The sequence below is a fragment of the Paraflavitalea soli genome, assembly GCF_003555545.1.
Lineage (GTDB): Bacteria > Bacteroidota > Bacteroidia > Chitinophagales > Chitinophagaceae > Paraflavitalea > Paraflavitalea soli.
This window is the reverse complement of record NZ_CP032157.1, coordinates 842,242-866,882: the sequence shown is the minus strand read 5'-3', so window position 1 is coordinate 866,882 and position 24,641 is coordinate 842,242. Positions and strand designations below refer to the sequence as shown.

Sequence of the window (24,641 nt, the reverse complement as noted above, 5' to 3'; positions counted from 1 at the left end):
AGCCGTAGATTCGCCATGGATCAGCCGCCGATCAAGGTGCCTGGTCTCAACACAGTTGCAAGGTAGTGGCAAGCCAGTAGCAAGGTAATAGTAAGACAACAAGGCTCAAATGCAGGCCCATAGCGGGTTTAGCCATTTAGGCAGATTGGAGAACATGTATAATGCGCAGTATTTCAATAGATTAAATGATAATAAGTTCATTTCCCGGGTGCTTCCTGCCGGCAAACGGACAATATTCAGTAAAACTGGCGCCGGCCTGGAAAACTCACTTATCTAAGATACGATCTAAAAAGCTGGTTCCCATCGAACCCATTAATTTTTAGCATTTAGCAAGATCCAATAAAATCAACCTGACAGCCTTTCCGTAACTTCCCTTAAAATTAGACAAATGCCTGCCACCATTGCCGATAAACTCAAGATCAAAGCTGGCTATACCCTCCTTACCATCCACCCACCCAAGGATTTTGAAGCAACATTGTCACCCTTACCGGCCGATGTGGCCGTTATAGAAAACGGGAAGAATTATCAGCAGATCCATTGGTTCGTGCTCAACCAGGCCCAGATGGAAAAGGACTTGCCCAAAGTACTGAAACTGCTGAAAGAAGGCGTGATCTGCTGGACCTATTACCCCAAAGGCAGCTCAGGCATTCAAACAGATCTGACACGCGACAAGGGTTGGGAAAAACTCCTCGCACTCGACGTGCAATGGCTTACCCTCATCTCCTTCAATGATACCTGGTCATCCTTTGCTTTCCGGCTGAAAACCGAAGCCGATGAAAAGAAAGCCGCAAAACCCAAAGAGGAACGCCTCATTTTCCAATACGCGGATTCCAACACCAAGATCATCCGCCTGCCCGATGATCTCGCCAAAGCTTTTGCAAAGAACAAGCAGGCTGCCAAAATATTTGACGCACTGGCATTCAGTCACCGGCGCGAATATGTAGAATGGATCGTTACCGCAAAAAAAGAAGAGACCCGGGCCAACAGGATACAGGGCACTCTGGAGCGATTGGTAAAAGGCTGGAAGAACCCGGCCAATATATAATTTACTTGTCGAGATTATAGCTCTGGATAAAGCAATGCGGGATGAATGCCTTCGGCTGCATTTTGGCCTGCTGCTTTTTCATTAACTGTTTATTGCGGTAATGCTGGGGCGCAATACCTACTTCTTTTTTGAATAAAACACTGAAGGACCCAATACTTCCAAAACCTACTTTATTGCACACATCAGTAACAGGGCTATCCTGTGCTAGCAATTCTTGTGCTTTGTCCAACCTTTTACGGGTAAGGTACTGGTGAGGTGTTTTGCGGTAAATGCGGCTGAACAGCCGGTGAAAATGAAAGCGGGAAAAACAGGCCTGACCCGATATGCCATCCAGGTTGATCGGCTCATGGTAGTTTTCGTCCATGAACACTTTGGCAGCTACAATCCGTTGGTATATATCGTTCGTGAGTTCCATAAAGACTGCTTCTTATCCAAATATACCATAATAAATAGTCATATTTATTTGCTATCCGTAGCAGTTGCCGAAGGATCGTCTCCGGCATTTTCTATTTTGAAGGTAAATTTCTTCTGCGTCAGGTAACTAAATGACACCACGACCACCGTCGTTAACGCTTTCGCAATGGTGGGATAAATGCCAAACTGGTCCACAAACAGGGTAATAAAAATATAGTTAAGGGCTATGCAGATCAATACCAGTAAGAAGTACCGGAACAATTGCACCCTGCCCAGCAAGGTAGACCCGGGAAATACAATATTCCTGTTGAGGTAATAACCTGTGGGAAAACTGATGGCAAAGGAGATCAGAAAGGCCGCAATTTTGGCACTGATGGTTACCAGCGGTAAATGCAGGTCCTGCCCTTTCAGCACAAAATGGAATGCTACCCAATATAAAAATATGTCGAGCAGCGTATTCCCACCGCCGCAGGCCGCATAACGAAAGGTTTGCGGGGTCATGAACTTACGGAAGGGAGGGTAAAAAAAATCTATAATAGCAATGATATAGTCCTTGAGCATCAGTATTTTCTTGCGGGGCAAAAGTAATTCAATTGCCAGAACTGTCCATAGCCTTTTATGCTGCTATTGGGATTATCTGTTATCATTAAGTTATCGCATATCCCTTTCACATTACAAATTCCGCTAAAGCATAGTACTAAATCGATTTACGTAGTTCTACTTTGACGACGATCAATATATTGTAGCGTTGACATTTAATCAGTTAAAAAAGCACATATTTGATACTGAACTTGTTGTTTAACCCCTAAATCTGCAAAAGGCTGTTCTGAAAAAGAGCAGCTTTTTGATTTTTGATCACGGATTATGCAGATTCACTGATTTCACCCACTGGGCGTTGATTTATTTCTTGGGATAGCTTGCTGATTACCCCGAACTAGCAAGAAAATACTGATTTTAGTTCCCCTTTTGGCCCCTCGCTCCTGATATTCTGGATTCTATATACTGGATTCTGTATTCTGTCTTCAGTATTCTACCTTTGCAGCCTCAAAAATGAAACATGGCAGTTGTTCAGGTAATTCAATCGGCAGTCAGCAAGGAAATAGAGGCATTATACCAATTACATTTAGAGCCATCGGCTATCCAGATCAATGAAACCAAGCCCGAATTTGAAGGCGATTATACCGTGGTGCTCTTTGCCCTGGTCAAAAGCCTGAAAAAGAACCCCGAGGCCCTGGGCAAGGAACTGGGTGAACAATTGATAGCCTCCGGCAATGGCCTTTTTTCAAAGTTTAATGTGATCAAGGGATTCCTGAACCTTACCCTGTCAGAAACCTACTGGCTGCAGTTCCTGCAAGAGAACCACCAGGACCCTCAATATGGATACAAAGCCAAACACGGTGAACGGGTAATGGTAGAATACTCCTCTCCCAATACCAATAAACCCCTGCACCTGGGTCACCTCCGCAACAATTTCCTGGGATGGAGCATTGCAGAGATCTACAAGGCCAATGGATATGAGGTGATCAAAACCTGTATTGTAAACGACCGCGGTGTGCACATCTGCAAATCCATGCTGGCCTGGCAAAAGTTTGGCCAGGACGCCACACCCCAATCCACCGGCCTCAAGGGCGACCACCTGGTGGGTGATTATTATGTAAAATTTGAAAACGAACTCAAGGCACAGGCAGCACCCCTACAGGCCAAAGTGATGACAGGAGATGTGAGTGACTTTACCAAAGAAGACCAGGATAAACTGCAATTGTTCTTAGGCAAGTTGTCGCAACTGGCTGGCAATACAGAAAAGACCAATGAGCTCCAGGAGGAGATCAAAGAGATCGTACGCAACAATACCCCCATCATGAAGGAAGTGCGGGAGATGCTGCTGAAATGGGAACAGGGCGATCCCGCCACCATGGCCCTCTGGAAAGAAATGAACAGCTGGGTATATGCCGGCTTTGATGCAACCTATAAACGCATTGGCAGCGATTTCGATAAGATCTATTATGAAAGCGATACCTACCTGCTAGGCAAGGACCTGGTAGAAGAAGGGTTGAAGAAAGGTGTCTTCTTCCAGAAGGAAGATGGCAGCGTATGGATCGACCTCACCGTCGATGGCCTCGACCAGAAGATCGTACGCCGGAGGGATGGCACATCCGTGTATATTACCCAGGATATTGGCCTGGCCGTTTTCAAATACAAAGAATACCATTGCGATCAGAGCATCTATGTAGTGGGCGATGAGCAGAATTACCACTTCAAAGTGTTGAAGCTGATAGCACAGAAACTAGAGCTGCCTGCTGCCGATGGTATCTTTCACCTCAGCTACGGCATGGTGGAATTGCCTACCGGTAAAATGAAAAGCCGTGAAGGTACCGTGGTAGATGCGGATGACCTGGTAGATGGTATGATACAGATAGCCCAACAAAAGACAGAAGAACTGGGCAAGGTAAAAGACTTTACCAGCGATGAATTGGCTGCCCTGTATGATACCATTGGGTTGGGCGCTTTGAAGTTCTTCCTCCTCCGCGTAGACCCCAAAAAGCGGATGGTTTTCAATCCCGAAGAATCTATCGATTTCCATGGATTTACCGGGCCATTCATTCAGTATACACATGCCCGTATAAAATCCATCCTGCGGAAGGAAGCCGCCGCCGGTGGCGACAAAACAGCAGTAAGCAAGGACCTTCTGCCATTGGAAAAAGCAGTGGTTACCCTGGCCGAGCAATATACTGCCATTCTGGAACAGGCAGGCGCAGAACACAATCCTTCTGTAATAGCCAGCTATATCTTCAAGTTGGCCCAAACCTTCAATTCTTTCTATTCAGAGCATTCTATCGTAAATGCTGAAACGAATGAAAAGAAACAGTTACGCTTACAAATAGTACAGATCACAGTTAATATCATTGCTTCCGGTATGTACCTGTTAGGCATCAGGGTACCCGAAAGAATGTAATACTACCCTCTTATACAGCCTGCCAACAGACGGCCGGCACAAAGCGCGGAGCAATCCGAAACCCGCAACTCGAGACCCGGGATTGCTTCGCATACGTTTGCGCAAGATTTCGCCCTACCCGCCTGCTTTTCAGCAATTTTCTCTACTTTGCCGCCTGCCTCCATCCAACGGTTTTTCCGGGAAAGGAGGCCCTGGACTATTGCACAACAAAAACTTCCCGTATGAATCGCAGAACCTTTGTCAGAAATGCCGGCATCACCACAGCCGGTTTTGCTATCCTTCCTGCCAGCCAGCTTTTTGCACAGCAACAAAAGATACGCATTGGTATCATTGGTGTAGGCCTGCGTGGACAGAACCACCTCGACAATGCACTCCGCCGCAGTGATGTGGAAGTAACAGCCATCTGCGATATCGACGAAAGAATGCTGCAAATGGCCAATGACCTCATTAAGAAATCGGGCAAAGCCGCCCCTAAAATATTTAAAGGCGATCCCCATGCCTGGAAAAAGCTGGTAGAACTGAAAGACCTCGATGGCGTATTGATCGCCACGCCCTGGGAATGGCATGCCCCCATGATCCTGGGCTCACTGGAAGCAGGCATCAAATATGTAGGTACAGAAGTATGCCTGGGCATTACCCTGCAAGACCACTGGGATGTTGTCAAATCAGCAGAGAAGCATCAGGCGCAGGTAATGATGCTGGAGAATGTTTGCTATCGCCGCGATGTGATGGCCGTACTCAATATGGTAAGGCAGGGCCTTTTCGGAGAGATCGTTCACTTGCAGGGCGGCTACCAGCACGACCTGCGGGAAGTGAAGTTCAACGATGGCAAAGAGCCCTATGGCGGTGGCGTGGAATTTGGCGAAAAGGCCTTCTCTGAAGCCAGGTGGCGTACCAACCATTCCGTACACCGCAACGGTGACCTCTACCCTACCCACGGCATTGGCCCCGTAGCCACTATGATCGATATCAACCGCGGCAACCGCTTTGTATCTTTGTCCAGCTTCTCTACCAAATCAAGAGGCTTGCATGATTATATTGTAAAGAAAGGAGGCGAACAGCACCCCAACGCCAAAGTGGAATTCAAACTGGGCGATGTGGTGACCACCATGATCCGCTGTGTAAATGGAGAAACCATCATGCTGCAGCACGATACCAACCTTCCCCGCCCCTATTCATTGGGTTTCCGGGTGCAGGGCACCCAAGGGCTATGGATGGATGTGAACAAGTCGATATACATTGAAGGCGTAAGCCCCAAGGCACACCAATGGGAAGAAGCCAAAAGCTACCTGGACAAATACGATCACCCCTTGTGGAAACGCTGGAGCAAGGAAACAGAAGGCGCCGGCCATGGCGGCATGGATTTCTTCGTACTCCATGCTTTCATTGAATCCATCAAACGCAAAACACCTACGCCGATGGATGTATATGACGCAGCCGCCTGGAGCGCCATTACACCCCTCAGTGAAATGAGCATCGAACTGGGTAATGAAACGGTGGAATTCCCGGATTTTACCGGCGGACAATGGATGTACCGGAAGAATGATTTTGCCTTGAACGATCAATATTAAAACCTGACAGAGCTTGTCCCGCTCTGCGGGATGTATACAGCCTGTAAAAGTAAATGCAAGGACCTGCCAAAACCTGTCAGGTTTGAAGATCACAAGTATGAACGTAGATATTATAGAAGCTGCAGCCCTGCAATTCGGGCATGGGAAACCACTCGTTTCCAGCCTGGGCAACGGGCTCATACACCATACATACAAGGTTGCTTTTACCGGGGAAGGCAATAGCAGTCCGATCGTATTGCAGAACATTAACCGGCATATGTTCAAACACCCCGAGAACATTATTTACAATTACCGGTTGGTGTACGATGTTATTGGCACAGGCAATGGCTTGCACATAGCTCCTTTAATACCTACTCATGACGGGAAATGGTATTGGGTAGATGAACAGCAGCTTTTTTGGCGGGCCACCGGTTTTATAGCAGACTCGTACACGCAAACCATTCCCAATACAGCCGCTGAAGTATATAAAACAGCCCAATGCTTTGGGCATTTTACCCGGTCACTCAACAGCATCGATACTACTAAACTCAAAGTCATTATACCACATTTCCACGACCTGGCGCTGCGCTATGCCCAGTTTGAACAGGCCGTGAGTGAAGCTGCCATCAGTCGACTGTTGAAGTCCACCCATGTGATCGCCGAGTTACGGCAGCGCCGGAAACTGGTAGACTTTTATGAATTCATACAACAGCATCCGGCAGATTACCATACCCGCGTAATGCACCACGATTGCAAGCTGAGCAATATCCTGCTCGACACCACCACCCACCAGGCCTTGTGCCCCGTAGACCTTGATACCATAATGCCGGGACTCTTCTTCTCCGATGTAGGTGATATGATCCGCAGCATGAGCGCCACGCAGGATGAGAACAGCACCCAATGGGAAGACATTGCCATCAATGCTGATTTTTACAAGGCCATCATTGCCGGCTACCTGGAAGGCATCGGTGATAATTTTACCCCGGCCGAAAAGAAACATATTCACCAGGCGGGCCTCATGATGGTATATATGCAATCCCTTCGCTTTGTAACCGACTTCCTCAACAACGATGTGTATTATAAAATAGATTACCCGGAGCAAAACCTCAACAGGGCATTGAATCAATTGATCCTATTGGAGAAACTGGAAGAGTTTGTTGCTGAATTGTGAGTGGCAAGCAGTCAGCTGTATTTTGTATTTTGCTCGCAGCTCGTCGCTCGAAGCTCGCAGCTTTCTTACCGTCCAAAGTAATCAATCTCTTCCTGCAACTTTAAAAAGGAATACTTAGCCTGCAATTCTTTTGCTTTATCATGGTGAGACTGTAAGAATTTCCTGTGCGCCTCCGTGGCCGGATGGAATGCTTTGTGCTTACGGGCAATAACGATCTTCTGCACTTCAGCAGCTACCTGCTGGGATTCTGCATCCGTAAAATGCTTCATGAAATGCTCCAACACAAAACTCGTTGCCGGATAGTTGGGATGCACCATGTCAATATCATAAAACCGGTAATCACGCAACACATCGATCACCAGTTCATAAGCCGGGAAATAGTAGAGCCTGTCGAATTTGTTGACCAGGTGATGCACCACTTCGATCAGCCGGGCCTTGCTGCGGTTGTTATCGATCACCCCATCCCGGATATGCCGCACCGGACTTACCGTAAAAATAACCCGCAGAGAAGGATTGAATTTCAATACCTGGTACAGGCTATTGTCCAATACCGTATTGATCTCCTCAATGCTCATCAGGTGTTTGCGAAACCATTGGCCCGGTGCGCGGTGGCAATTGGCCACCGGCAGGCTATTTTCCACCAGCCGGTAAGAAAAGGAACTGCCCAGTGTGATCACCAGCCATTTGGCCGTTTTCAGGAACTCATGCGCCCTTTGTTGCGAAGCATTGATAAGCTGTAAACTTGTTTGCTGGTCGACATGCGAGAAGCGGCCATGGTGCTGCCAGCTTTGCCATACCTCGTTGAGGTAAAAAAGATCATCTGCTGTGTACTGTTTGTTCTGCACATACGATACCAGGCTCGACGCTACACTGGCTGGGTCAAAAAGTATCCCATGAGGATTTTGCAATACATCGAATTTCAACTCCTGCAGGCTGTTGCCGATATGTTCCGTAAAGCAGGACCCCGTAAGCAGGATCGGCTCCCGGTAATTGATCGTCTCTTTAGGAGTGGGAATATTGATGTCTAACATGAAATCCATAGTAGTATATAGTGAATAGTGAAGGGCGTACGAGACTATTCTAATGCCCGGTAAATATTTCATCGGCCAGCATACTGCAATGGTGCAGCGCTGCCTTATTCAATGCCGGCAGCCGGCCCAGTTGCTCAAAGTAAGGGATCATCCATTCCGTGTTCATATTGCCTACCAACTCGTCATTGGCCATGGGACAGCCGCCTATTCCTTTTAAGGCGCCATCAAACCGACGACAGCCAGCCTGCACAGCCGCTTCCAGTTTGGCCTGCTGGTTGAAAGGCGTTGAATGCAAGTGCACACCGATCTCTGTAGCCGGCAATTTATCCACCAGGTATTTTGTCATAGAAGCCACTTGCTCCGGCGTAGCCAGTCCAACCGTATCCGCCAGGGAAATGATACCAATATCCATGGCCACCAGTTTGTCTACCCACTCAAATACGATCTCCGGATCATACGGATCACCATATGGATTACCAAAACCCATGGAGATATAGACCACCAGTTGCTTACCCGATTTGATGCACAGGTTTTGTATCTCCCCTACCCTGCCCAACGACTCCGCTATGCTGCTGTTCGTATTGCGCTGTTGAAAAGTTTCTGATACCGAAAATGGGAAACCAAGGTAAGTGATCTGGTCAAAGGCCAGGGCATCTGCCGCGCCCCGCTCATTGGCAATAATCGTGAGCAGTTTGGTGCGGGAACCGGAAAGGTCAAGCAGGGGGATCACCGCTTTTGTATCGGCCATTTGCGGAATAGCCTTCGGCGATACAAAACTGCCACAGTCGAGCGTATCAAAGCCCACTTTCAGCAAGGCATTGAGGTATTCGACCTTCCTGGCCGTAGGTATGATTTCCTTCCAGCCCTGCATAGCGTCCCGGGGACATTCGATGAGTTTTACTGCCTGGTCCATAGTGCTGTATTGGGGAGCAAAGGTAGCATTCCTGGGGGAATAGAATCCCTTCCTGTAAGGTGGCGACTCCGGCCGGAAACCAATAGGCATTGCACTGCTTTTTCCTTAATTTCGGTGCAACATTAACTGTAGGATTTTTCTGTGCTCTTGCCACACAGCTACCAATCCCGCACTCAACAACCAAAAATCTGCACTATGTTTTATTCAAGAATGGCATCCTTCTCTTTATTCTTTGCATTACTCTTAACCCTAACCGCACAAGCTCAAAAAAACGATAGCTTAAAAGTTGCTAAACTAAAGACCGAAGTCATAAAGTCTTTAGATGGAAAGCAAAAGACAGCCCAGGAAATGGTGGATATGGTTTTCAGCTTTTCAGAACTGGGCTTCCAGGAAACCGAATCCGCTGCCTACCTCACCAACATCCTGCAAAAAAATGGTTTCACCATCGAAAAAGGCATTGCCGGCATCCCTACCGCCTGGATGGCCAAATGGGGCAATGGCAAGCCCGTGATCGCCCTGGGCAGTGATATTGATTGTATCCCCAAAGCATCTCAAAAGCCCGGCGTAGCCTATAAAGAACCCATTGTGGTCGATGCGCCCGGTCATGGTGAAGGCCATAATTCAGGATTGCCCCTGGTGATCTTATCAGCTATTGAAGTAAAGAAAATAATGGAGCGCGAAAAGATACCAGGCACCCTCATCATCTGGCCCGGCGTAGCCGAAGAAGTGGTAGGCTCCAAAGCATGGTATATCCGGGATGGTTATTTCAAAAATGTAGACGCCTGCATCTTTACCCATGTAGGCAACAATATGGGCGTATCCTGGGGCGATGCCGGCAATAATGGCCTGGTATCCGTAGAGTTTAAATTTGAAGGCAGTGCCGCCCACGCGGCCGGTCAGCCCTGGCGGGGAAAGAGCGCACTGGATGCAGTAGAACTGATGGACATTGCCTGGAACTTCAAGAGAGAACACCTGAAACCTACACAACGTTCCCATTATGTAATAACCGATGGCGGCGATCAGCCCAATGTAGTTCCCTCCAAAGCCTCTGTATGGTACTACCTGCGCGAAAGGACCTATGAAGACATCAAAGGCATGTATGATGATGCCGTATTGTATGCCAAATCAGTGGCAGCCATGACAGGAACCACCGTTACCCATAAACTATTAGGTACCGCCTGGCCAGGGCACTTTAATAAGCCCATAGCAGAGTTGGTCTACAAGAATATCCAGACCGTAGGCCTGCCCACCTGGGATAGTGCCGATCAGCGCCTGGCCCGGGCCGTGCAGAAAATGTCCAACGCTCCTAAGAAAACACCGCGTGGTGAACCCATCGATGGCCTGGCCCTTAAACTGGATTCTTTAAACGGGCCTGTTCAGTTTTCATCAGGCGGCGGCAGTGATGATATAGCCGATATTGCCTGGAATGTGCCTACCGTGGTGGTTCGCTATCCCTCTAATATTCCCGGCACACCCGGCCATAGCTGGGTAGACGCTATTTCAATGGCCACTCCCATTGCACACAAAGGAGTAGTAGCAGGCAGTAAGGTGGTCGCCGCTTCCTTATTGGATATGCTTACCAATGCCAGGGCAATCACCGATGCCTGGGATTACTATAAAAATGTACAGACCAAAGAGGTGAAGTATATTCCTTTTTTAGATGCCACCACGCCGCCCGCTACGCACCTGAATAAAAAGACGATGGAAGAATTCAGGCCCTTGCTGAAGAAATATTATTACGATCCTTCAAAATACAAGACCTACCTGGAGCAACTGGGTATTCAATACCCGCAACTGGAGAAGAAAGCTTTTTAATTATCTAAAGGTGAGTCGCCCTGCAGGGCTGCCTTAGCTGCGCAGCAGGGCGGCCCACCTTATAGCTACAATCTTTGTTTCATCGCTTCATACAAAATAATACCCGTAGCCACCGATACGTTTAGCGATTCAAACTCGCCTGCCATGGGTATGTTGAATACCTCATCACATATCTTCAGCAAGCCTGAGAAAACGCCCTTGTCTTCGCTGCCCATGATGATACAGCAAGGCTCCGTATAAGTAAGCTCATACACCTTCTTTTCAGCTTTCATTTCTGAGGCAAACACTTTGATCCCATTGAGGTGCAGTGTATCCACCGCCTTCATCAGGCTGTTGACCCGGCACACCTGGATCTTTTCCAGCGCCCCGGCCGAAGCCTTTATAGCGTCTTCATTCAAAGCCCCTACCCCTTTATCCGGAATGATGATGGCCTGTGCCCCGCAGCAAACAGCCGTACGGGCGATGGCGCCGATATTACGCACATCAGTCACCCCATCCAATATCACAAAAAGAGGCGTTTCACCAGCCCCTACCACATGGTCTATCACCTGCTGCAGCTCCAGGTATTGTATCAATCCCGCAATGGCAATACAGCCCTGGTGGTTGGACTTGCTCAGTGCGTGGAGTTTCTCCGCCGGCACCTGCTGAATGGGAATATTGTTCTCCCGGGCAAGCTGCCGGATGGTGCCAATCGAATCACCCGACACACTTTGCTGGAAGAGTATCTTGTCGATAGGGCGGCCCGATTGAATAGCTTCAATGATGGGCTGCCTCCCAATAATTAAAGAGGATTTCTTGATGCCTGGTTTCTTATGATATGCGTCCATCGGCTAACATCAGTTTTACTTTTAAAATAGCGGCTACCGACACAGAATCGGTGATCTTTCCCTGTTCTACCAACTGGTAAGCTTCTTCAAAAGGCAGCTTACGCACCTGCAATTGTTCTGTCTCTTCCGGACAGGCCGTTTCCTGCCTTAGATCACGTGCAAGATAGATGATCGCATGTTCATCAGATACCGAGTTGGAAAGATGCATTTCCATGATCCTCGTCCAATCCTGGGCCACCAGGCCTGTCTCTTCCAACAACTCCCGCTGGGCCGATAATAACGGGTCTATATCGAGTGGTCCGCCGCCCTCCGGTATTTCCCAGCTATACTGGTTGAGAGGGAAACGGTACTGCCCTACCAGCCAGGTATTGAATTGCTCATCCAGGGCCAGCACACCAATGGCCCATCCCTTAAAATGCACCTTGCCATAGATCCCCTTTCCCCCGAGGGGTTAATGACATCAAACTCAGTAACACCGATCCAGGGGTTATCATACACCTGCTTTTGGCCTTTGATCTGCCAGGGATTGTGGAGCTCATTCATACGGCAAAAATAGAATAAAAAAAGCCCCGCAGTGGCGGGGCTCTTTCCGTTTTTTTCAGCAACTATTTGGAGCTAAATGCCTTTTTGATCTTGCCTACATAATCCAGCTTCTCCCAGGTAAACAACTCCACTTTCTTTTTAACAGTTTTACCATCAGGTGAAGTGAATGATTTTTCCACTACTTCAGGTTTGCGGCCCATGTGACCATATGCAGCCGTTTCGCTGTAGATCGGGTTACGCAACTTCAAGCGCTGCTCGATGAAGTAAGGACGCATGTCAAACACTTCAGATACTTTTTTAGCGATCTGTCCATCAGACAATTTCACTTTGGCAGTGCCATAAGTATTCACATAAATACCCATTGGCTGGGCTACGCCGATAGCGTAAGAAACCTGTACCAGTACTTCATCACAGATACCGGCAGCTACCAGGTTCTTGGCAATGTGACGGGTAGCATACGCTGCTGAACGGTCAACCTTGGAAGGATCTTTACCGCTGAACGCACCACCACCGTGGGCACCTTTACCACCATAGGTATCTACAATGATCTTACGGCCTGTAAGACCTGTATCACCGTGTGGTCCACCGATCACGAATTTACCGGTTGGGTTGATGTGATACTTGATCTTGTTATTGAACAGGTGTGCAATTTTCTTGTTCTTGGCAATGATGCGGGGGATCAGGATATTGATAACATCCTTCTTGATCTGCTCCTGCATTTTGGTCTCAGAAGCGAAATCATCGTGCTGTGTAGAGATCACGATCGCATCGATGCGCACTGGCTTGTTGTTGTCATCATATTCCAGTGTAACCTGGCTTTTGGCATCAGGACGCAGGTACTTGATCTGCTTGCCTTCCCTTCTCAAAACAGCCAGTTCCAGCAACAGCTTATGCGCCAGGTCCAATGCCAGGGGCATATAATCATCTGTTTCGTTGGTGGCATAACCAAACATCATACCCTGGTCACCAGCGCCTTGCTCCTCTTTCTTCTTGCGGTCAACACCCTGGTTAATATCGGCAGATTGTTCGTGAATGGCGGATAACACACCACAAGAGCTCGCCTCAAACATGTATTCGCTCTTGGTATAACCAATTTTGCGGATCACGTTACGGGCAATTTCCTGTACATCCAGGTAGGCAGCAGATTTAACTTCACCTGCCAGTACCACCTGACCAGTAGTAACCAGTGTTTCACAGGCTACTTTTGACTGGGGGTCAAAGGCGAGAAAGTTATCAATAAGCGCATCAGAAATCTGGTCGGCTACCTTATCAGGATGGCCTTCAGACACACTCTCCGAAGTAAATAAATACGGCATGACTATTTGATTTGATAAAGGTTAAAACAGAATTTTAATGGATTATTCAAACAGGCGCAAAGATAAGAGTCCGACTTAGATTTTAGAATAAATAATTCGAACCTTCATTTTTTGCGTAGGATGGCTGCCGCCGCCGGCTACCAGCCTTCCATTTGAAATTGGACTGTTGACAAACAAATAAGTAGGCATGACAACCGAGGTTCCAGTAGGGCCCTGGAGATATGGGTCTGCAAAGAAAGGCGCATAAATACGCAAGGTATAATAAGGCAATTTCTTGGTGACCACACTTTGAAGATATCGTGATAAATTAAATACGTACTTGTTGTTCTTATAGTCGCCCCCCAGGTTAGCCACGTCATAGCCATTACCCTGACCGGTGTAAATAAAGTCATTCCGGATAGCAAAGCTGGAGTCTCCTGCTGCATTGATGGCATCAACGAACATCAGCGAAGGAGTGGTATAGATATTATCCTGTGCAGACGGGATCTGTTCTATGATCAGTTCTGCCCGGTGGATAACACGGTTCACATTCTTGAAAGTATCCAGGCCAGGTATTTTCACTGTAGCATAAGACCCTGGTGAGGATTGAATATACACTTTGTCATCATTGGGCGTACCATTGTTGAGGTAAGTCTGGTAGCCATGCGCTGGTGTACGGGTGATCAGGTTGGCCTGGTTACCGCTGTTATAGGCAAACACCGTGGTAGTGGTATCGATCACCCCATTGTTGGTTACCCGTGTATAAAAAGTAAGTTTCGTATTGGTAGTGCTGGTCAGGTTGAAATAAGCCAACCCGTTCTTAGCCGGGGAGATTGTATTATTGGTCTTGATGGCCAGTCCTTTGAAATAGGTCTTAAAGGCAGAGTCTGATTTGTATTGGATGGCCGTATCATAATTCACAAACTGGCGGCCAAAAGACGTATCCAGCCTGATCCTTAATTCATTCACCGTTTTCACCGTATCCTTCCGGTCTCTGTACCAAAGGGAATCATTCAATGTTTTGAAGTCAACATCCTTACTGCCCAATACCGTAGGCAATACCGCAAAGTCACTGGTACTGATGCGGTAAACAGAATCGACGAAATTACCCGGCGTGGGGGCTATCTGGTATACCTCATAGCGCTGAATGGAGTTGGAGTCACCATACAAGCCGCCATAAGCCAGCGACAATACGATGGAATCGATCACAACAGAATCCTGTACTACAAAAGGATTGGTGCCGTAAGAAGAAGGACCGAAAGCCGAATAGATCCTGGCTTCTGTGCGGCCAAATTCAGGATCATCACCAATGATACCCAGTGCATGCAGGGAAGACCCGGTGATACGGGTAGTATCAGGGAACAGGAAATTGTCGGTCTCAACGTCGAGGATCGTTTCGAATGTACTTACATTGTCAACGACAGGAATGAGTTCCTTACCGAGATCGGTAGTATCTACCTTGGTGCAGGAGCTATAGATAAGTAATCCGGTCAATACAGCAAAGACAGATAGAGAAATTTTCCTATTCACTTGTGATTGTTAACAGTTTACGGAATTAAGCCTATTTGGCAAGGTCGGAATACAATTGCAAATAGTCTGTTAAATCGGACTCAGCATTGTAGGTAAGTACTTTTTTACCTTTCACCTTTCCAAACTCCTCTACCAGCTTCTTATCTACCTTTTCAGCACCAAAAGTAACCGCATCGGCATAAGTAGCTCCCCCACGCATTAATGCGGTATTGTTAAGCTCCTTGAAGGGCTCCAGGTCTTTGTCCTTGATATTGGGGCTGATATTAGCCAGTTTCAGGAAGTTGGGGCTCAGCTTTTCCTTAAAACTGTTGTTGCCGAGGGTGTAGATCACCTTACTGTGGGCAAATACAGGTTCTTTTTTATAAGCTGTCTTTTGATACAGGGGAATAAGACCGGTCATCCAGCCGCTGCAATGAATAATGTCAGGCGGCCATCCGAATTTCTTCACTGTTTCCAGGGCACCTTTGCAGAAAAATACTGTTCTCAGGCCATTGTCGTCAAACCACTTTTCATCATCATCATGGAATATTTGCTTGCGTTTGAACAGGTCTTCATTGTCGAGGAAATATACCTGCAAACGGGCGTTGGGCAAAGAAGCTACTTTGATCTGGAGGGGGAAATCATCATTGTCAACAGAAACGTTGATCCCCGACAACCGAACAACTTCATGGAGCCTGTGCCTCCTCTCATTGATCACCCCGAACCGGGGCATAATGCAACGAACTTCGAAACCTCCTTCATTTGCTTTTATCGCCAGACGGTTAACAGTTTCCGAGAATTCTGTCAGCTCCAGGTAAGGAGACATTTCGTTGGCAATAAATAAAATTCTTTTCTTTGTCAGCATTATGATTATAATTGGTTGCGGATAACCATTTTTAAAAACAGGGTGCAAAGTTAAGGTATTTTATTAAAAAAATGGGCGGCATAGCCTGTCCCATGCTTTTAAACGTCTCAAAATGATCATTTTTAAGCAAGCTGCCGCACTCGGCAGGTACCTGGAAAAGCAGCGATCGATGCAACAGAAAATAGGGTTTATTCCCACAATGGGAGCCCTTCACCAGGGCCATCTCGCGCTGGTGAAAGAAGCCCAAAAGCACACAGACATCACTGTATGCAGCATATTTGTGAACCCTACCCAGTTCAATGACCCCAACGATTTTAAGAAGTATCCCAATACCCTGGATAAGGACATCCATCAGTTGGAGCAGACAGGCGCCCATATCCTCTTCCTGCCATCGGTCCACGAAATGTATCCACAAGGTATCCACCACCTGGAACAGTACGACCTGGGATACCTCGAAACCATCCTCGAAGGCGCCTACCGGCCCGGTCATTTCCAGGGCGTATGCCAGGTAATGAGCCGCTTGTTACAGATGGTTAATCCCGATGATCTGTTTATGGGGCAGAAAGATTATCAGCAATGTATGGTAGTGCAGTGGCTGCTGAAACACCTGTCTATGCCTACCCGCTTTGAAACCGTTGCCACCAGGCGCGAGGCCGATGGCCTGGCCATGAGTAGCCGCAATATGCGGTTGCCGGAAGCCGACCGGAAAAAAGCACCTGCCATCTATCAGGTACTGGAGCATATCCGCCGGCATATAACGGCAGGCCCCCTCTCCTCTTTACAACAGGAAGGCCGCAGCCTGCTCGAAAAAGAAGGTTTTAAAGTAGATTATATATCTATGGCAGCGGCCGATTCACTCGCTCCCATTGACAATTGGGATGGAAAAGAGCCTGTAATAGCCCTTGTCGCAGCCTTTTTGGGAGAAGTAAGACTGATTGATAATATGCAGGTTACGAAATAGGTGCGTATTAACATTTCCAATAATCTGTGAAGGACTAACAATCGTTCGAAAATCAGTAAACTTTTATAGCTTTGCAGCCGTTTTATACACGCGCAAATTGATCGCAGTATTCCTACGGGAATGGTTGCAGAGCAATTGCGACTTAAACCTTCATCCTACATCTAAACACAAATTATCATGGACATCGAAGTGCTCAAGTCTAAGGTGCACCGCGCAGTGATCACAGAAGCTAACCTTAATTATGTAGGTAGCCTTACCCTGGACGAAGATCTGATGGACGCATCCAATATGATCGAACATGAGAAGATACAGGTAGTAAATGTCAATAATGGCTCCCGCATAGAGACCTATCTTATTAAAGGTAAAAGAGGATCAGGTGTTTGCTGCCTCAACGGACCGGCGGCCCGCCAGGGCGCAACCGGCGACATCGTGATCATTATCTCTTATGCCCGCATGGATTTTGAGAAAGCCAAAAGTTTTAAACCCTGGTTAGTATTCCCAAAAGAAGGCAATAAATTATAACAATACCGTTATAATAACATTCGCGTGATATATTGTCTTTATTTTTGTTTGATACCAACCGGCTTTAACTCATGAATAAAAAGATTGTCAGCTATCTTCAATACGCATTGTTTTTAGGACTGGCAATTTTCCTGGTCTGGTGGTCGATCAAAAAGATCCCTGACAGCGAATGGATCAATATCAAGACAGCCATTTCCAAAGCAAGGTACTGGCTCATCGTTCCTGTAATGGCCTCCCTCCTGCTGAGTCATTATAGCCGTGCTTTGCGCTGGAAGATATTGATGGAACCCCTCGGTTATAAGCCCCGTACCTCCAATACCTACCTGGCTGTGCTGATTGGTTATATGGCCAACCTGGCCTTCCCGCGCCTGGGCGAAGTGCTTAAATGCACTGTACTGGCCCGGTATGAAAAAGTACCTGCCGACAAGCTCGTAGGCACCATTGTGGCTGAAAGAGCTTTTGATGTTATTTGCCTGGTGCTGGTGATCACCATTGCTACCCTCACCCAGATCGATGTGATCGGCGACTTTGTAGGCAAACAGGTCGATGCCATTATTGCTGATAAGGCCAGTAAACTGACCATGGGCAATATCGTGCTGCTGGTGCTGATCCTGGTGGCCCTTGTTGCAGGGACTATATTTGTCTTCAGGAAGTTCGCCCATATTGGCCTTATTCAAAAGATCAAAAAGATACTCGCCGGAATATGGGGTGGTATCACCAGCGTACGCTACGTAAAACAAAAAGGCTGGTTCATCTTCCACAGTATTTTCATCTGGTGTATGTACCTGACGAGCGTGTGGATCGGGTTTTATGCCCTGGAGGAAACCTCCATTTACGGACTCAAAGAAGCCCTCTCTGTATTATCAACCGGCAGTCTCGCCATGATCGTACCTACTCCCGGCGGATTGGGCGTATACCATATTTTTGTACAGCAAACACTTGCACTCTACGGGCTCAATGAGGGCATTGGCCTGGCTTTTGGATTGTTGATGTGGACAGTACAATTCTTCCAGATGCTGATCAGTGGATTTGTTGCCTTAGCTTTGCTGCCATATTTCAATAAGAAGCAAAAAGAATCGCATGCGCAAAGCGGACATCATAGAGAAAAAGATCTTCACCCTTCCTGAGCTCCTCAGAAGAATAGCACAATGGCGTACTATTGGTAAAACAGTTTCCTTCACCAATGGTGTTTTTGACATCATGCACCGTGGCCATATTGCTTCCCTGTCGCAAGCTGCCGGAGAAGCCGATTACCTCATTGTAGGCCTCAATTCAGATGCGTCTACCAAACGATTAAAAGGTGATAGCCGCCCTGTAAATGATGAACAGGCGCGCAGTATTGTGATGGCCTCCTTACTGATGGTGGATGCGGTAGTCCTATTTGAAGAAGATACCCCGCTGGAACTGATCAAAGCCGTACTGCCCGATGTATTGGTGAAAGGCGGTGATTATACAGAAGAGCAGATCGTAGGCGCGAAAGAAGTAAAGGCCAATGGCGGAAAAGTAGTGATCAATCCAATTGTAGAAGGGTTCTCAACGACGGGGTTGATTGGCAAGATCACACGATTATAGAATTTCGAATTTAGGATTTAGGATTGCTGCCGCGCATTGAACACGCGAAATAACCAGAGCCTGCTGTTTGTTATGAAGCTAAGCCTAAAGAATCCGGAATTCTACATCCTACATTCGAAATTACATCCGGTACATGCGCTCCACTTCCAGCACGATGCTTTCCATTTCCTTTTCACCACCCTGGGCATCGTAAGGTTGTTTGAGGTTGCTGTTGAAGAAGAAAGCCACTGTCTGGTACATACGGGCTGTAAAGCCTCCCTTGTATTCCTTGATAATGTCGTAGCAGTTATTACCCGTTTGCCGGTTAATGAGTTTCATGAGCACCTTGCCCTGGTAGATAGACAGGTTGCTCAATGGATCGGCAAACTCTTTCTTGAGTTCCTTTTCCCTTGTTTTGAGGTATTTCTTGCGCTGTTCCTTATCAGTAACACCCGCCAGTTTATTATTGATCTCATTGATAATGCCCCCCGCTTTACGGGCATAGGGATAGGTCACATATATGGCATTGCGCAGGCGCGTCCACTCCTGCCGCTTCTTCAATAAATGTTTGGGATAGGGAGCCGTCACCCACAACCACTCCATATTACCGGAAGGAATGAGTTGATTGCCTGCTATGATAGCCGGCACCGGGATGGTGTCATTAGGCCCCAATTCAGGATGTTCCACGCCCGGGGGCAGCGGGATCGTATCTTTTACCTGGCCTGCAGCAGTCCCGCTGCAATACAGGAAAGTCGAAACCATGATAATACAATTGTATATAATGCGTTGTGGAAACATTGTTCTTACACAAAATAGTAATTATTCCCCAATAAGGAATAATACCGGTAAGACAAGTTAAGTAACCTGGATAGCTGCAAGTATTTAGTTAAAATTAGAGAACCCAGGATGTCATTACGACACCGGCTCCTGAGCCACCGGTTTCTTCCTGGAGGCCGTTTCACTACCCACCGGCCTCAACAGCCTGAGCCTGTACACCATACTCATGATAAATCCAATGACCATGAGTACCGTTCCCAGCCAGACAAGCTTGATAAAGGGAAACTGGAGTACTTTGAGCGCTATGAAGGGCACCATTTTAGACGACTCCTTCACCCGGATCTCAAATTGCTGGTTCTCTGCCACGCGGGCCAGCCCAACGGATAGACCCTGCGAGAAAACAGAATCCGGAATATAGGTTGGTTCATTATTCTTCACGGCCAGTATTGGACGGGCCGTTAGCTTCTTCTGTTCGCGGGTCACGATGCTCAGGTGTGCCATAATGCTGGTATCGCCCGCATCCACCTGCCGGCCAGCTGTTGGCTGATTAACCGTCACACTGTCCAGCGTCATAAAACCATTGGAATAATAGAGCGTATCACCCAGTTTCACCAATTTAGAACGGAATTGGGCTGTATCCTTCTCCTCCTGCATCCTGGTGGAGTAATTGATGTATACAAAAATGTCTTTATTCCAATAATGCCGGGCATCGGGGTTATTGGAGTATCCTTCCTGCCCCTTGGTATTTTTGATGAGATCGGGATATAAGGGGAAGCGTTCCTTCCCATCCTTGCTTTCCATATCAATACGGAAATAGGTCATCTTACCCTTCTCTGTTACCGAGTCACTGATGTAAGTAGCCCAGTATTTACCCATGTCGGTACGCACCCCCTGGTACAAGGTGAGGTTCTCCACGCCCTTCTCTTTCTGGTCAGGACCAAAGTTGAGCGGGTTCATAAAGTTCATCGACAATACCTCTTTTTTAGAAGAGGAGATCAGTACCCCCACCAGCATGATACCAAAACCTACGTGGGCTATAGAAGCACCGGCAGCTTTCAGCTTACCCTTCAGGCCGCTCCAGATATAGGTAGCATTGGCCACTACAGCATAAATGCTGGCAAAGAGCGCCAGGTGAATGGCGGCCAGGAAACCGACACCAAACTTGTCATAATTGATATTACCCCAAAGGCTAACGCTCAGGGAAATGGCCAGTGCAATACCCGTAGGCAGGGCTATCTTCTTAAAGAAAGCCGTCTTGGCCGTATTCTTATATTTCAGGTATTGGGTAACCGCTGTGAGCACACCCAATACAACAGCTACAAATACCTGTATCCGGTTGTACGGGAATTGGGGGTCTTCGCCAATCGTGAAGTTGGAACCAAATATTTTGTTGATCACCGGCAGGGATGTAGCCACCAGGATGAATATGGAAGAGAGGAACAATACCAGGGCGCCGATAAACATCCAGAATTCGCGGCTATATGAATTTTCCTCTTTGGCTATATGCGGTATCTTTTTATACCGCGCAATGAACAGCCATAGCGACGGCACCAGGAACACAAATACCAATGCCCGTAGCTGCCAGTTCATACCACTTCCTGTAAAAGCATGTACGGAAGTATCCTGCAGATCGCCGCTGCGCGTAAGGTAGGTAGAATATAAGATGAGCAAAAAGCTGGCAATAAAGAAGAAATGGGTAGCCCGGAGTGAATGCCCGGTTGAATTGTACACCACCTGGGTATGGATGCCGGCCACCAGGATCAGCCAGGGCACCAGTGAGGCGTTTTCCACGGGGTCCCATGCCCAGTAGCCGCCAAAGCTGAGGGACTCATAAGCCCAGTAAGCGCCCATCATGATACCGAGCCCCAATACACCGCCCGAGAACAAAGACCAGGGCAGGGCTTGTTTGGTCCAGCTGCCATATTCTTTTTTCCAGAGACCGGCAACGGCAAAAGCAAAAGGCACTATAGTAGAGGCAAAACCCAGGAACAATACCGGCGGGTGGATCACCATCCAGTAGTTCTGGAGCAATTGATTCAATCCTACGCCATCTTTCAGAGAAGCAAGGTAGTCGGCATTGCTGAAGATGGGGGCGCTGGAAAACTGATGACGGGTAAGCAGGAACGGGGTGCTACCTATTTTTACATCAAAGACATATACGCCCAGTACCATGGTGGCGAGGCATATTTGTGCAAAGCTGATGACAGCCATCACCGGCGCTTCCCACTTTTTGGCGGTGCGGATCAGGACCAGGCCCAATACACCATGCCAAAGGGTCCACAACAGGAAACTGCCCTCCTGCCCTTCCCAGATACTGGCCAGGAGGAATTTGGGCGACAGGGATCTGTCGGAGTGATTATAAGCGTAATAATATTCATAGTAATGCTGTACTATGATGAAGAGGATGATACCAAAGATGGTGATAACAGAAAGCGCATCGGTTATAAAAGCGATCCGGCCTATTTTCCTCCAGCTCACTGCCTCGTCGGGAAGTTTGGCATTGGCCGATTTAAAGTAAGCAATACAGGCCACTATGGAGGCTACTAAAGAAAGTATAACCAGAAAATGGCCAAGCTGTCCGGGTAACAGGTGTTCACCAATATAATCCATCAGGGTGCTTTATTTTGAAGAGAGGTTATTATAGGCTGCCTTGGGGTCGTCTTTATATTTGGAAGGACACTTGATCAGGATACCATCCTTTCGGTTAATTTCAAATATATCTCCGTTCATCTTGCCTTTCAATACAATACGGTCACTTTTCTCCATATCGAATGGCTTCTCGAAGTAATATACCACGCGGGCTTTATTGCCCAGGGAATCTACAACATGGAAGGTGGTCAGGTTGGGATTGAGCGCTGGATTGTATTCAATGGGAGCGGTCCGGTCCAGTTGTGTAATAACCGTCACCGTTTTTCCTTTTTTCTGACGGGCAGAAGCGAGGGTCTCATAGGTAGAAAGATCACCCATAAAACTTAGCAGCACCATGATGCCGGCAGCAATGCAAACGAGGATAACAATGTGGATCTTCTTCATACCAGATTCTGTTCTCCGCAAAGTTAGGCCAAAATGCGGAACGGGTTTATGTGATTTTTATGTGTCTACGGGCTGTATAACCACCCTGTTTCTATTTTGTTCAGTATTTCCTAAATAATTGGTAATAAATCCACAGCACAATAAACGAACGATCGTTTATGCAACTTATCGACATTATTTTGCTTCTATCTAATACTGTGCTACCTTGCACGGCGTTTTAAAGAAGAGACCTCTTCAACAATGACAGACTTATCGCATTTTGATCCCAACGGTGTAAGTAACCCCAATAATAATATATTCGGATTACCCTTCACAGAAGAAGATGCCCGCCTTGTAATTCTTCCTGTGCCCTGGGAAGTTACTGTAAGCTGCAATGCAGGTACAGCCCGGGCCGCCGACCATATTTTTAAAGCCAGCATGCATGTGGACCTCTTTGATGCCGATGTAAAAGATGCCTGGAAGCAGGGATTTTTTATGCGGGTGCCAGACAGGAAGATCCTGCTGAAAAGCGATTATCTACGCAAAGAAGCTGAACTGTATATTGATTATATTTCCAAAGGGGATGATGTGGAGAAGAACTCCTTCATGTGCAAATCCCTGAAGGAGATCAATGAAGGGGCTGTATACCTCAACAACTGGGTATATGATCAAACCAAAGGATTACTGGATCAGGGCAAACTGGTAGCTGTACTTGGCGGCGACCATAGCACAGCCCTCGGTTTCTATAAATCCATTGCAGAAAAATTCCCTTCTTTCGGCATTTTGCAGATCGATGCGCATTGCGACCTACGGCAGTCTTATGAAAGCTTCCGCTACAGCCATGCCAGCGTTATGTACAATGCACTGAAAGAGATACCCCAGCTCACCAAACTGGTACAGGCCGGCGTACGTGATTACTGCGAAGAAGAATGGAACTATATCTGCAACAACAAGGAACGGGTAGTTACCTACTTCGATAAAAGCATCAAAGAGCGCATCTACGAAGGAGAATCCTGGAAAGAGATAGCTGATGAGATCGTTGAGCACTTACCACAGGATGTATTCTTAAGTTTTGATATAGATGGACTGGACCCCAAATTATGTCCTAATACAGGTACCCCTGTACCGGGTGGCTTTGAAGCCCAGCAGGTTTACTATCTCCTGAAACGCATCATCAAAAGCGGCCGCCGCTTCATTGGGTTCGACCTGAATGAGGTGGGTGTTGGTGAAAATGAATGGGATGCCAATGTTGGCGCCCGCGTTTTATGGAAGTTAAGTAATTTACTGGTAGCTTGCAATCAATAAGCCTGTGGCGCATGATCTACCAATACGTTGTTATCCTTAAGAACAAAAACACCAGGTTCATTGATATGATCGGCCTGTTGCTGGGCATTATGTCGGTGATATTCTTTGCGCTTGAATTGGTGACCTCCCATCAGCCAGGTCTGGCCTATCTGCTCGGCATCATTGCCATTCTCGCTATACTGGTGTGGAACCTGGTACAATCTTCCAAAGGCAAAAAAGTATATTATAGCCGCGCCCTGCTGGTGGCCGCCCTGGTATGGATGAAGATGCCCTACTTCCAATGGCTCACTTTTGTGTTCATTATCCTTGCCTTACTGGAATACCAGGCAAAATACTCCCTCGAGATCGGCTTTTCAGATAAGGAGATCGTGATCAACTCCCTTTTCAAAAGAAGATACCAATGGGCACAGTTCGACAACATCCTGCTCAAAGATGGTCTGCTGACCCTCGATTTTACCAATAATCGCATCATCCAACGGGAAGTTGAAGACGATGAAGAGAATGAGGCAGATGAAGATGAATTCAATGCCTGGTGCAGGAAGCAGTTGAACCAAGTAACACCTCACCCGGTAAAGTAAGCCA

General features: G+C 47.3%; 23 protein-coding genes. 11 read left to right on the top strand and 12 right to left on the bottom strand.

Going from position 1 to position 24,641, the window contains the following annotated elements:
• Positions 1 to 388 precede the first annotated feature (388 nt).
• Positions 389 to 1,045 (top strand): YdeI/OmpD-associated family protein, encoded by a 657-nt coding sequence (locus D3H65_RS03325; RefSeq protein ID WP_119048896.1) that lies wholly within the window; start codon positions 389 to 391, stop codon positions 1,043 to 1,045.
• 1 nt (position 1,046) lies between these two features.
• On the opposite strand, the gene D3H65_RS03320 is transcribed toward D3H65_RS03325, so the two are convergent.
• Entirely contained in the window at positions 1,047 to 1,460 is a 414-nt protein-coding gene (locus D3H65_RS03320; protein WP_119048895.1) for a helix-turn-helix transcriptional regulator, read from the bottom strand.
• A 44-nt stretch (positions 1,461 to 1,504) separates the two neighbouring features.
• Positions 1,505 to 2,041 (bottom strand): GtrA family protein, encoded by a 537-nt coding sequence (locus D3H65_RS03315; protein WP_245999671.1) that lies wholly within the window; start codon positions 2,039 to 2,041, stop codon positions 1,505 to 1,507.
• 475 nt (positions 2,042 to 2,516) lie between these two features.
• On the opposite strand from D3H65_RS03315, the gene argS reads away from it, so the two are divergent.
• The 3 genes from argS to D3H65_RS03300 all read left to right on the top strand — a co-directional run bounded on the left by argS (position 2,517) and on the right by D3H65_RS03300 (position 7,133).
• Positions 2,517 to 4,412, top strand: coding sequence for an arginine--tRNA ligase (argS, locus tag D3H65_RS03310; protein WP_119048894.1), 1,896 nt, complete (start codon positions 2,517 to 2,519; stop codon positions 4,410 to 4,412).
• Between the two features lie 221 nt (positions 4,413 to 4,633).
• The gene (locus tag D3H65_RS03305; protein ID WP_119048893.1) at positions 4,634 to 5,983 is read left to right on the top strand and encodes a Gfo/Idh/MocA family protein; all 1,350 of its coding nucleotides are present in this window, start codon (positions 4,634 to 4,636) and stop codon (positions 5,981 to 5,983) included.
• Between the two features lie 82 nt (positions 5,984 to 6,065).
• On the top strand, positions 6,066 to 7,133 hold the full coding sequence (locus D3H65_RS03300) for a phosphotransferase enzyme family protein (protein WP_162915384.1): 1,068 nt from the start codon (positions 6,066 to 6,068) through the stop codon (positions 7,131 to 7,133).
• A 65-nt stretch (positions 7,134 to 7,198) separates the two neighbouring features.
• Here the strand turns inward: D3H65_RS03300 and D3H65_RS03295 are convergent, their stop codons facing one another.
• Together D3H65_RS03295 and D3H65_RS03290 are read right to left on the bottom strand one after the other, a co-directional pair.
• On the bottom strand, positions 7,199 to 8,173 hold the full coding sequence (locus D3H65_RS03295; RefSeq protein WP_119048891.1) for a GSCFA domain-containing protein: 975 nt from the start codon (positions 8,171 to 8,173) through the stop codon (positions 7,199 to 7,201).
• Positions 8,174 to 8,213: 40 nt separating this feature from the next.
• A complete protein-coding gene (locus D3H65_RS03290; protein WP_245999670.1) occupies positions 8,214 to 9,167 on the bottom strand; it encodes a hydroxymethylglutaryl-CoA lyase in 954 nt (317 codons plus the stop codon).
• Between the two features lie 105 nt (positions 9,168 to 9,272).
• Between D3H65_RS03290 and D3H65_RS03285 the strand changes: the two genes are divergently transcribed.
• Positions 9,273 to 10,892, top strand: coding sequence for an amidohydrolase (locus D3H65_RS03285; protein WP_211345613.1), 1,620 nt, complete (start codon positions 9,273 to 9,275; stop codon positions 10,890 to 10,892).
• Between the two features lie 65 nt (positions 10,893 to 10,957).
• Here the strand turns inward: D3H65_RS03285 and rlmB are convergent, their stop codons facing one another.
• The 5 genes from rlmB to D3H65_RS03260 form a co-directional block, all read right to left on the bottom strand.
• Positions 10,958 to 11,719 (bottom strand): 23S rRNA (guanosine(2251)-2'-O)-methyltransferase RlmB, encoded by a 762-nt coding sequence (gene rlmB, locus D3H65_RS03280; RefSeq protein ID WP_119048889.1) that lies wholly within the window; start codon positions 11,717 to 11,719, stop codon positions 10,958 to 10,960.
• Positions 11,703 to 12,140: an NUDIX domain-containing protein gene (locus tag D3H65_RS03275; protein WP_245999669.1), complete on the bottom strand. Its 438-nt coding sequence runs from the start codon at positions 12,138 to 12,140 to the stop codon at positions 11,703 to 11,705. The genes rlmB and D3H65_RS03275 overlap by 17 nt, the downstream gene beginning before the upstream one ends.
• A 184-nt stretch (positions 12,141 to 12,324) precedes the next feature.
• On the bottom strand, positions 12,325 to 13,578 hold the full coding sequence (gene metK, locus D3H65_RS03270; protein WP_119048888.1) for a methionine adenosyltransferase: 1,254 nt from the start codon (positions 13,576 to 13,578) through the stop codon (positions 12,325 to 12,327).
• Between the two features lie 75 nt (positions 13,579 to 13,653).
• Entirely contained in the window at positions 13,654 to 15,087 is a 1,434-nt protein-coding gene (locus D3H65_RS03265; protein ID WP_119048887.1) for a DUF4270 family protein, read from the bottom strand.
• A gap of 31 nt (positions 15,088 to 15,118) precedes the next feature.
• Positions 15,119 to 15,931, bottom strand: a complete 813-nt coding sequence (locus D3H65_RS03260; protein WP_119048886.1) for a glycogen/starch synthase — start codon at positions 15,929 to 15,931, stop codon at positions 15,119 to 15,121.
• Between the two features lie 112 nt (positions 15,932 to 16,043).
• Here D3H65_RS03260 and panC point away from each other — a divergent pair, with 112 nt between their 5' ends.
• The 4 genes from panC to rfaE2 all read left to right on the top strand — a co-directional run bounded on the left by panC (position 16,044) and on the right by rfaE2 (position 18,986).
• On the top strand, positions 16,044 to 16,892 hold the full coding sequence (panC, locus tag D3H65_RS03255) for a pantoate--beta-alanine ligase (protein WP_119048885.1): 849 nt from the start codon (positions 16,044 to 16,046) through the stop codon (positions 16,890 to 16,892).
• A gap of 177 nt (positions 16,893 to 17,069) precedes the next feature.
• On the top strand, positions 17,070 to 17,414 hold the full coding sequence (gene panD / locus D3H65_RS03250) for an aspartate 1-decarboxylase (protein WP_119048884.1): 345 nt from the start codon (positions 17,070 to 17,072) through the stop codon (positions 17,412 to 17,414).
• A gap of 71 nt (positions 17,415 to 17,485) precedes the next feature.
• On the top strand, positions 17,486 to 18,541 hold the full coding sequence (locus tag D3H65_RS03245) for a lysylphosphatidylglycerol synthase transmembrane domain-containing protein (RefSeq protein WP_119048883.1): 1,056 nt from the start codon (positions 17,486 to 17,488) through the stop codon (positions 18,539 to 18,541).
• Positions 18,495 to 18,986, top strand: a complete 492-nt coding sequence (gene rfaE2 / locus D3H65_RS03240) for a D-glycero-beta-D-manno-heptose 1-phosphate adenylyltransferase (protein ID WP_119048882.1) — start codon at positions 18,495 to 18,497, stop codon at positions 18,984 to 18,986. The genes D3H65_RS03245 and rfaE2 overlap by 47 nt, the downstream gene beginning before the upstream one ends.
• 120 nt (positions 18,987 to 19,106) lie before the next feature.
• Here rfaE2 and D3H65_RS03235 read toward each other — a convergent pair whose 3' ends face one another.
• The 3 genes from D3H65_RS03235 to D3H65_RS03225 form a co-directional block, all read right to left on the bottom strand.
• A complete protein-coding gene (locus tag D3H65_RS03235; RefSeq protein WP_119048881.1) occupies positions 19,107 to 19,727 on the bottom strand; it encodes a DUF4294 domain-containing protein in 621 nt (206 codons plus the stop codon).
• A gap of 150 nt (positions 19,728 to 19,877) precedes the next feature.
• Positions 19,878 to 22,352, bottom strand: coding sequence for a cytochrome c biogenesis protein CcsA (ccsA, locus tag D3H65_RS03230; protein WP_119048880.1), 2,475 nt, complete (start codon positions 22,350 to 22,352; stop codon positions 19,878 to 19,880).
• A gap of 9 nt (positions 22,353 to 22,361) precedes the next feature.
• Complete coding sequence (locus D3H65_RS03225; protein WP_119048879.1) at positions 22,362 to 22,775, bottom strand: cytochrome c maturation protein CcmE domain-containing protein; 414 nt, start codon at positions 22,773 to 22,775, stop codon at positions 22,362 to 22,364.
• Positions 22,776 to 23,015: 240 nt separating this feature from the next.
• On the opposite strand from D3H65_RS03225, the gene D3H65_RS03220 reads away from it, so the two are divergent.
• Entirely contained in the window at positions 23,016 to 24,059 is a 1,044-nt protein-coding gene (locus tag D3H65_RS03220) for an agmatinase family protein (protein ID WP_119048878.1), read from the top strand.
• Entirely contained in the window at positions 24,047 to 24,637 is a 591-nt protein-coding gene (locus tag D3H65_RS03215) for a hypothetical protein (RefSeq protein WP_162915383.1), read from the top strand. The genes D3H65_RS03220 and D3H65_RS03215 overlap by 13 nt, the downstream gene beginning before the upstream one ends.
• Positions 24,638 to 24,641 lie beyond the last annotated feature (4 nt).

Excerpts from the sequence above, each read along its gene's own strand:
- D3H65_RS03325 (WP_119048896.1), top strand. The coding sequence starts at position 389 with ATGCCTGCCACCATTGCCGATAAACTCAAGATCAAAGCTGGCTATACC.
- D3H65_RS03320 (WP_119048895.1), bottom strand. The coding sequence starts at position 1,460 with ATGGAACTCACGAACGATATATACCAACGGATTGTAGCTGCCAAAGTG.
- argS (WP_119048894.1), top strand. The coding sequence starts at position 2,517 with ATGGCAGTTGTTCAGGTAATTCAATCGGCAGTCAGCAAGGAAATAGAG.
- D3H65_RS03305 (WP_119048893.1), top strand. The coding sequence starts at position 4,634 with ATGAATCGCAGAACCTTTGTCAGAAATGCCGGCATCACCACAGCCGGT.
- D3H65_RS03295 (WP_119048891.1), bottom strand. The coding sequence starts at position 8,173 with ATGGATTTCATGTTAGACATCAATATTCCCACTCCTAAAGAGACGATC.
- D3H65_RS03290 (WP_245999670.1), bottom strand. The coding sequence starts at position 9,167 with ATGCCTATTGGTTTCCGGCCGGAGTCGCCACCTTACAGGAAGGGATTC.
- D3H65_RS03285 (WP_211345613.1), top strand. The coding sequence starts at position 9,273 with ATGTTTTATTCAAGAATGGCATCCTTCTCTTTATTCTTTGCATTACTC.
- rlmB (WP_119048889.1), bottom strand. The coding sequence starts at position 11,719 with ATGGACGCATATCATAAGAAACCAGGCATCAAGAAATCCTCTTTAATT.
- metK (WP_119048888.1), bottom strand. The coding sequence starts at position 13,578 with ATGCCGTATTTATTTACTTCGGAGAGTGTGTCTGAAGGCCATCCTGAT.
- D3H65_RS03260 (WP_119048886.1), bottom strand. The coding sequence starts at position 15,931 with ATGCTGACAAAGAAAAGAATTTTATTTATTGCCAACGAAATGTCTCCT.
- panC (WP_119048885.1), top strand. The coding sequence starts at position 16,044 with ATGATCATTTTTAAGCAAGCTGCCGCACTCGGCAGGTACCTGGAAAAG.
- panD (WP_119048884.1), top strand. The coding sequence starts at position 17,070 with ATGGACATCGAAGTGCTCAAGTCTAAGGTGCACCGCGCAGTGATCACA.
- D3H65_RS03245 (WP_119048883.1), top strand. The coding sequence starts at position 17,486 with ATGAATAAAAAGATTGTCAGCTATCTTCAATACGCATTGTTTTTAGGA.
- rfaE2 (WP_119048882.1), top strand. The coding sequence starts at position 18,495 with ATGCGCAAAGCGGACATCATAGAGAAAAAGATCTTCACCCTTCCTGAG.
- D3H65_RS03235 (WP_119048881.1), bottom strand. The coding sequence starts at position 19,727 with ATGGTTTCGACTTTCCTGTATTGCAGCGGGACTGCTGCAGGCCAGGTA.
- ccsA (WP_119048880.1), bottom strand. The coding sequence starts at position 22,352 with ATGGATTATATTGGTGAACACCTGTTACCCGGACAGCTTGGCCATTTT.
- D3H65_RS03225 (WP_119048879.1), bottom strand. The coding sequence starts at position 22,775 with ATGAAGAAGATCCACATTGTTATCCTCGTTTGCATTGCTGCCGGCATC.
- D3H65_RS03220 (WP_119048878.1), top strand. The coding sequence starts at position 23,016 with ATGACAGACTTATCGCATTTTGATCCCAACGGTGTAAGTAACCCCAAT.